This is a genomic window from Streptomyces sp. NPDC059456 (genome assembly GCF_042750055.1).
Classification (GTDB): Bacteria; Actinomycetota; Actinomycetes; order Streptomycetales; family Streptomycetaceae; genus Streptomyces.
The window spans coordinates 1-7570 of record NZ_JBHYVA010000416.1 but is presented as its reverse complement, the minus strand read 5'-3'; the positions used below and the strand labels follow the sequence as shown (position 1 = coordinate 7570).

Here is a 7570-nt window from a genome sequence, read left to right as displayed (position 1 = left end):
GTGAGCGCCGGGCTGGGCCACCGCGGGCCCCGCCGGGCGGCCCCCCCCCCGGGCCCCCCGTCCCCGCACACCGGGCTCCATCGGGCCCGGGGCGGGGGCGAGCTGTCCGACCTCACGGGCGCCGACGACCCGTTCGCCGCCGTGCACGCCCTGCGCACCCTCCAGCGGCTGGCCCGGGGCGCCGCGCGGACCCGCTGGGTGATGTCCGGCTTCACCCGGCCGGGAGCCGGGTCCGCCACCCACCGGAACCTGATGGGCCAGCTCGACGGCACCGCGAACCCGGCCCCCGCCGCCGACCCCGCCGGGCGGGCCCGGATCCTCGTCACCGGCCCGGACGCACCCGCCTGGCTGGCCGGGGGCTCGTACGTCGTCGTCCGCAGGATCCGGATGCTCCTCGACACCTGGGAGGGGCTGCCGGTCCACCACCGTGAAGAGGCCGTCGGGCGGCGCGTGGCCGACGGGGCCCCGCTGACCGGCGGCACCGAGCGCACCCCCGTGGACCTGGACGCCGCACGGCCCGACGGGATTCCCGTCATCGCGGCCAACGCCCACATCAGGCTGGCCGCGCCGCGCACCAACGGCGGCGCGACGATGCTGCGGCGCGGCTGGTCGTACTACGACGGCCTGCGCCCCGACGGCACACCGGACGCGGGGCTGCTGTTCGTCGCCTGGCAGGCCGACCCCCGTACGGGTTTCGTCCCCGTGCAGCAGCGGCTGGCCCGGGGCGACGCCCTCGCGCGGTACGTCGAGCACGAGGGCTCCGCCCTGTTCGCCGTGCCGGGAGGGACCGCGCCGGGGGAGTACGTCGGGCAGCGCCTCCTCGAAGGCTGAGACGGCCGGACCTCCCCGCCGGGCCTCCCTGCGGGGCCTCCGCCGGGCGTCTCCCGCCGCCCCGGGGCCCGTTGTCAGTGGTGGCTGTGAAGCTGGGCGGTATGGACGACAGGATGCTCCGGCGCCGGGTCTACGGCGCCGACCACGACGACCCCGATCCCGGCCCGCGCCCCGGCCACGTCTACGGCGAACTCGTGGGCGGCCCACTGGACGGGCTCCTCCTGGACATCACGGGCTGGAGCCCGCGCCGGCTCGCCGAAGAGGCCCGGCTCCCCACCGAGATAGGCCGCTACGGATCCGGGGGCCGCGCCCACTACCGCCGGCGGGCGGCCGAACCGGACCGCTGGGACTGGTCCGGCGACAGCCGGTGACCGGGGTGGCGTGGCGTCAGCCGGCCGAGCCCCGGCTCACGTTCCGGGCCCACAGGACCAGCGGCACCTGAAGCGGCAGCCGGGCGATCGTCACGGCCCGGGTGGCGGGGGAGCGGCGGCGCGCGTCGACGGCCATCTTCACGTTCGCGGGGAACACCCCGACGAAGAAGGCCGCCGCGGCCAGCGCCGCCACCCGGCGGGTCCGCGGGTGCGCGACACCCGCGGCGAGCGCCAGCTCCGCCGCGCCGCTCGCGTACGTCCACTGCCGGGCGGTGCCGGGCAGGGCGCTCGGGACGGTCGCGTCGAACGGCTTCGGTATCACCGCGTGCGCCACGCCCGCCCCGGCCAGCAGACCGGCGAGCAGCAGGGGGGAAGAAGGAGTGCGCGGCATCGGGGACGTCCTCTCGCAGGGGGCAGGAGCCCGCGATCCTACTCCCGGGTAGGGGATCGCCGGGAGGGCCGGAGTGTCGCTGCGGACCGGTGCCCCCGGCGGTCCGGAAGATTCTTCGAGGAATTTCCCGGGGAGCTGTCGATCCGGACGTCTCCCGTTCGACGCAGGAGTGAGAGGCGGGGACGGCCCCCGCCCGTCCGACCGAGGAGTCACCGTGCCGCGCTTCCTTTCCATGATCCGTATCGACGAGCAGAGCCTTCCCGCCAACACCGAGTTCCCGCCGGAGTTCGGGCAGCGCATGGGCGCCCTGATGGAGGAGATCACCAAGGCCGGGGTGATGCTCGACACCGCCGGGCTGCTCCCCACCGCCGAGGGAACCCGCGTGACCTGGTCCGGCGGCAGGCTGACCTACACCGACGGGCCCTTCACCGAGACCAAGGAGGTCGTCGGCGGCTACGCCATCCTCCAGGCCAAGGACAAGGCCGAGGCGCTGGAGTGGACCAAGCGGTTCCTGGAGATCCACCCCGTGGAGTGGACCGTCGGCGCCGAGCTGCGCCAGATCGACGAGGGCTGACCGCGCCGTATTTGCCCTGCCTCGTCACGGCTGCTCTGATGGGTGGCCGTGACGGCAGTGAGTACGGCCCAGGCGGTCGAAACGGTGTTCCGGATCGAATCGGCGCGGATCATCGCCGCCGTCGCGCGCATCGTGCGCGACGTCGGCATCGCCGAGGAGATCGCACAGGACGCGCTGGTCGCCGCCCTGGAGCAGTGGCCGCAGTCGGGTGTGCCGGACAAGCCGGGCGCCTGGCTCACGGCCACCGCCAAACACCGGGCCGTCGACCTCGTCCGCCGCAAGGAGACGTACGCCCGCAAGCTCGCCGAGGTCGGCCGGACCCTGGAGGACGTACCGCCGCCCGCCGAACCGGCCGCCCCGGACGACATCGACGACGACCTGCTGCGGCTGATCTTCACCGCCTGCCATCCCGTCCTGGCCACCGAGGCCCGGATCGCGCTGACCCTGCGCCTGATGGGCGGGCTGACCACCCAGGAGATCGCCCGCGCCTTCCTCACCTCGGAACCGACCGTCGCCCAGCGCATCGTCCGGGCGAAGCGGGCCCTGGCCAAGGCGGGCGTGCCCTTCGAAGTCCCGTACGGCGCCGACCGCGCGCAGCGGCTCGCCTCCGTCCTGGAGGTCATCTACCTGATCTTCAACGAGGGGTACTCGGCGACGGCCGGCGACGACCTCGTCCGCCCCGCCCTGTGCGAGGACGCCCTGCGCCTCGCCCGGGTCCTGGCCGCCCTGATGCCCGGGGAACCCGAAGTGCACGGGCTGGCCGCACTGCTGGAGTTCCAGGCCTCCCGGATCTCCGCCCGCACCGGACCCGACGGCGAACCGGTGCTGCTCGCCGACCAGAACCGGTCCAAGTGGAACCGGATGCTGATCCGCCGCGGCGCCCTGGCCATGCAGCACGCCGGAAACGGCCCCTACTCCGTGCAGGCCGCGATCGCGGGCTGCCACGCGGAGGCCGTCCGCTACGAGGACACGGACTGGGCGACGATCGCCACGCTCTACGGGCGGCTCGTCGAGCTGGTGCCCTCCCCGGTCGTGGAGCTCAACCGGGCGGTCGCCGTCTCGATGGCCGAGGGCCCCCGGGCGGCCCTCCCGCTCGTCGACGCCCTGGCCGCGGAGCCGGCCCTGCGCACCTACCACCTGCTGCCGAGCGTACGGGGCGACCTGCTGGAGCGGCTGGGCCGCCGGGAGGAGGCACGGGCCGAGTTCGAACGCGCCGCCGCACTCACCCGCAACGCGCGGGAACGGGCCCTGCTGCTCGGGCGTGCCGCCCGCGCGTGAGCACGGGCGGCCGGGTCGTCAGCTGCGCCGGGCGTACGGGGCGCTGTCGAGCGCCCGGCCGAGGGGACGGCGCGGGGCGGCGAGCGCGACCGGGCGGCGCAGCGAGCCGTGCCGGGCGATCTCCCGGACCGTCTGCCGCAGCGCCTCCTGGAAATCGGCCATGGTGCGGCGCGCGGCGGGGGTGTCCACGTAGATCGAGTTCATGTGCAGGCCGTCGGCGTCCCGCTGGAACCAGGAGCAGGCGCCGTTGGCGCGCGCCGACCACACGTGCGAGGTCGGCCGCCAGTCCTCGTGCCGCTCGGCGCCCGGGCACTTGCGGACGTCGATGTACGAGAAGAAGTTCACCGGGTACGGCCAGGACCGCGCGGCGAACTCGGTGGGCGCCAGCAGCTGCCAGGCCCGCACGAACGGCACGTCGATGTGCTCCATCATCTCGCCGAACCCGGCCCGGACCGCCGCCATGACCTGGGCGAAGTCCCGGCCGGGCGACGCGTCGAACTCGATCGGCATGGTGTTGACGAACCAGCCCACCGAGTTCGCCCAGCCGGCCCGGCCGCGCTCGCTGACCGGCATGAACCCCCGGTACACGCCGGGCCCTCCGGCCTCGCGCAGACAGACCGCGACGGCCGCCAGCACCCCCATGAACGGCTTTCCCTCCACCGCCCGGCAGGCCTTCTCGAACACCTCGGCCTCGGCGGCGTCCAGCAGCGGCGAGGCCTCGTTGACGATCGGGTACATCCGGCCCGGCTCCACGCCGAGTTCGAGCGGGAACCGGGGGAAGAACTCGCCCCCGCCCCGCGCCATGAACGACTTCCAGTAGCCGAGGCGCGCGTCGTCTGCGTCGATGGACAGGTAGCGCCGGCGCTGCTCCTCGGCGAAGTCCAGGTAGCTCGGCGCGGCCGGCAGGTCGAGGTCCTCGCCCCGTCGCAGGGCCTCGTACGCGCTCTGCACCTCGTGGACCACGATCGGCATCGACAGGCCGTCGCACACGATGTGGTCGAAGGCCAGGTAGACGGTCGAGGAGTCCTCGCGCAGCACGGCGCCCATGGTGAACAGCGGCCAGGACAGCGTGTCGATGCTGCGCTTGAAGCGGTCGACGAGGAAGCCGCGCAGGGCCTCGGAGGAGTCGAACGCCGCCACGGGCACCGTGTCGAGGGCGAGTTCGGCCGCATTGATCGGCTCACACGCCAACTCGCCCGCGAGACGCCGGAACTCGCACCGCAGCACCTCGTGCCGGCGCACGAAGGCAAGCAGCGACCGGGTCAGGGCCTGCTCGTCCAGCATGCCCGCGACCTCGAAGGTGACCGCGATCCAGGACGCGACGGGGTCGTCGGCACCGCGGCTCTCCTCCGCGACGGTGAAGTGCTTGTCCTGGTTGAACGAAGCCCTCCTGCCCGCCGCATCGCCCGCGCCGTCGGTGTCCGCCGCCGCGGCGGCCGTGGACCGCAGCCGCCATTCGACGACCCGTCCCGGTGCCATGTCGTGCGTCTCCAGAGGAAACTGCCGCATTCCGTCATCCCTTCGCCCCCAAAGTCAACCCCGAGGCCCTAACGACACCCGCCCCACGGAAGTGACGCCCACCCGTTCGTCCACCGGGTCGTGGCGGTGCGCGGGCAGCGGCGGCGCCGGCGTCAGACGGGGTCCTCCGCGGAGTCGGGGCGGACCTCGATGTGGTCCGCGGCCAGGTCCACCGCCACGCGGTGCTCCATGCCCAGCGCCTGGAGGAACTTGTACGGGAGCTGCACGCGGCCGGTCCGGTCCAGCATCACGTACTCGCGCTCGCTCACCGACTCCGCGCCGTGCTCGTCCGTGACCGTGCGGCGCAGCACCTCGCTGCTGGTGCGTCCGTCGCGGATCGCGACCGTACGGCGGACCTCGCCCGCGACGAGCGGGTCGTGGGTCACGATGACCACGGTGGCGCCGAGCTCCCGGTTGACGGTGCGGAAGGCCTCGAAGATCGCCGCCCCCGTCTCGGAGTCGAGCTCACCGGTGGGCTCGTCGGCGAGCAGCACCGCCGGGTCGTTCGCCATGGCCACGGCGATGGCCACCCGCTGCTGCTGGCCGCCGGAGAGCTCGGCTGGCCGCCGGTCCGCGAGATCGCCGATCTCCAGGGCCTCCAGGAGACGGGTGACCTGCGCCGACCGGCGGTCGGCCGTGCCGCGCCCGCGGCGGCCCCGCAGCTGCATCGGCAGGGCGATGTTCTGAGCCGCGGTCAGGAAGGGCAGCAGGTTGCGCGCGGTCTGCTGCCAGACGAAGCCCACCGCCTCGCGCCGGTAGCGCAGCCGGTCCTTGGCCGACATCGCCAGCAGGTCGTAGCCCTCGACGGTGGCCGAACCGGCCGTGGGCACGTCCAGTCCCGCCAGGACGTTGAGGAGGGTGGACTTGCCGCTGCCGGAAGCGCCGACCAGGGCGACCAGGTCACCGCGCTCCACCGTCAGCTCCAGGCCCTGCAGCGCCTGCACCTCGACCCCGTCCGCACTGAAGATGCGGACCAGGCGGTCGCAGGCGATGGCGGTGTCCGCCCGCCCGGTGCGCGGGGCGGAGGCCGCCAGGGCCTGCCGGCGCAGTTCCTCGTACGTCGGCTGGTCGGTGTTCAACGCTGGTCTCCCGCTCTCAACTCGGTGGTGATCTGGCGCCGTCCGGATATCGCCGCCTCGGCGAGCACCGCCAGGGTGACGAGGACGGCCAGCCCCAGCGCCTGAGCCAGTACGGGCAGCGCCGCCAGGCGCAGTCCCGTGGGCACCGTCGAGCCGACCAGGGCGGACAGGTCCATGGCCGGCCCCAGCAGGGCGACGGCCGCGGCCGCGACGAGTGCCCCGCCGAGGGTGGCGGCCAGCGCCTGCGGCAGTGCCTCCGTCAGGATCAGCCGGAAGCCGTCCCGGGGCCGCAGGCCCATCGTGCGCAGGCGTGCCAGCAGCGCGGCGCGTTCGGGTGCCGCCCGTACCAGCGTGAGCAGGACGGCCAGCAGGGCGAAGCCCGCGGCGCCGGCCACGGACGCCCAGAACAGCCGGCCGGCCGAACGCTGGAGCGGGTCGCTGCCCAGCTCGGCGGCCGTGGCGGCGCTGGTGCGGACGGTGAACTGCCCGGCGCCCGCCGCCGGGGCTGTGGCGCGGATGGTCTCCCGCAGCCGGGCCCCGTCGACCCCGCCGGTCGCGAACCACCGGTCGGGCTTCCCGGTCCGCGGCACCAGGGCGGTGGTGGGTCCGGCGGGCAGGACGACCAGCGCTCCGTCGGTTCCGCCCTTGGCCGGGGTCCCCTCGACCACGCCGACCGAGCCGATCCGCAGTTCGTCGCCGCCGCTGAGGCTCAGCCGGTAGGTCCCGTTTGTCGCCACCTTGGCGAGGGAGCTGCTGAACAGCGCGGGCAGCGGGGCGTCGGCGGATCCGGGGGCACCGGCGGCGGCGCCGCTCGCGGAGCGCGAGAGCAGGGCGGGGTCGAACGGCCCGCGCCCGACGGTCCGGGCGAGTTCGGCGTACGCCGCGGGTTCCGCGACGATCACCGTGACCTGGGTGGAGCCCTGGTCGGTGCCGAACACGAACGCCTGGTCGTCCGTCCACACCCCGACCGACGTCCGGACGCCGGGCAGCGCGGCGGCGGCCTGCGTCATCGCCGGGGGCAGGGCGGTCCCGTACGGAGCCGAGATCTGGACGTCGCCGCCGACGGTGAGGCGGGCCACCCGCAGCCGGCCGGCGTCGACCGCGTCCAGCACCGTGGACCCGAACCCGCCCGTGGTGACGGCCAGCAGCAGGGCGATCAGCGGCAGCACCGAGGGGCGGGCCCGGCCGCCGGTGCCCCGTGCGGCGCGTGCCAGACCGAGGAAGCCGACCAGGCCGGGGCGCCGTCCGGCCATCCGGGCCAGTGCCCCCACCAGGACCGGCTGGAGCCGGGCCAGGACCAGGCCGCCGCACAGGGCGAGCAGCAGCGGGGCGGCGACCAGCAGCGGGTCCAGGCCCTCGCCGGCGGGCGCGACCCCGCGGCTGCGGACCTCGATCACGGCCGCGGCGGTGGCCGCGACGACCAGCAGTTCGGCGACCAGCCGGGGGGGGGGGGGGGGGGCCCGCCGGCGGGGCGGCCGCCGGCCCCCGGGCGGGGGGGGTCAACACCACCAGCGCCCCCCCGCACCAG

The 7570-nt window shown here is 75.1% G+C and carries 8 protein-coding genes; 4 read left to right on the top strand and 4 right to left on the bottom strand.

Annotated features, from left to right (window positions below; genetic code table 11):
• Together ACFXA3_RS28790 and ACFXA3_RS28785 are read left to right on the top strand one after the other, a co-directional pair.
• Nucleotides 1-831: Dyp-type peroxidase (locus ACFXA3_RS28790; RefSeq protein ID WP_385191421.1), on the top strand; the 831-nt coding region annotated here is incomplete at its 5' end.
• A gap of 101 nt (nt 832-932) precedes the next feature.
• Nucleotides 933-1202: a hypothetical protein gene (locus ACFXA3_RS28785; protein WP_054226415.1), complete on the top strand. Its 270-nt coding sequence runs from the start codon at nt 933-935 to the stop codon at nt 1200-1202.
• Nucleotides 1203-1218: 16 nt separating this feature from the next.
• On the opposite strand, the gene ACFXA3_RS28780 is transcribed toward ACFXA3_RS28785, so the two are convergent.
• Nucleotides 1219-1593: a hypothetical protein gene (locus ACFXA3_RS28780; protein ID WP_385191420.1), complete on the bottom strand. Its 375-nt coding sequence runs from the start codon at nt 1591-1593 to the stop codon at nt 1219-1221.
• Between the two features lie 214 nt (nt 1594-1807).
• Between ACFXA3_RS28780 and ACFXA3_RS28775 the strand changes: the two genes are divergently transcribed.
• Together ACFXA3_RS28775 and ACFXA3_RS28770 are read left to right on the top strand one after the other, a co-directional pair.
• Nucleotides 1808-2167, top strand: coding sequence for a YciI family protein (locus ACFXA3_RS28775; protein WP_385191419.1), 360 nt, complete (start codon nt 1808-1810; stop codon nt 2165-2167).
• 57 nt (nt 2168-2224) lie between these two features.
• Nucleotides 2225-3445, top strand: a complete 1221-nt coding sequence (locus ACFXA3_RS28770) for an RNA polymerase sigma factor (protein ID WP_385191422.1) — start codon at nt 2225-2227, stop codon at nt 3443-3445.
• Nucleotides 3446-3463: 18 nt separating this feature from the next.
• Here the strand turns inward: ACFXA3_RS28770 and ACFXA3_RS28765 are convergent, their stop codons facing one another.
• The 3 genes from ACFXA3_RS28765 to ACFXA3_RS28755 form a co-directional block, all read right to left on the bottom strand.
• The gene (locus ACFXA3_RS28765) at nt 3464-4954 is read right to left on the bottom strand and encodes a condensation domain-containing protein (protein WP_385191418.1); all 1491 of its coding nucleotides are present in this window, start codon (nt 4952-4954) and stop codon (nt 3464-3466) included.
• 122 nt (nt 4955-5076) lie between these two features.
• Nucleotides 5077-6042: an ABC transporter ATP-binding protein gene (locus tag ACFXA3_RS28760; RefSeq protein ID WP_385191416.1), complete on the bottom strand. Its 966-nt coding sequence runs from the start codon at nt 6040-6042 to the stop codon at nt 5077-5079.
• The gene (locus ACFXA3_RS28755) at nt 6039-7439 is read right to left on the bottom strand and encodes a hypothetical protein (protein ID WP_385191414.1); all 1401 of its coding nucleotides are present in this window, start codon (nt 7437-7439) and stop codon (nt 6039-6041) included. The genes ACFXA3_RS28760 and ACFXA3_RS28755 overlap by 4 nt, the downstream gene beginning before the upstream one ends.
• Nucleotides 7440-7570 lie beyond the last annotated feature (131 nt).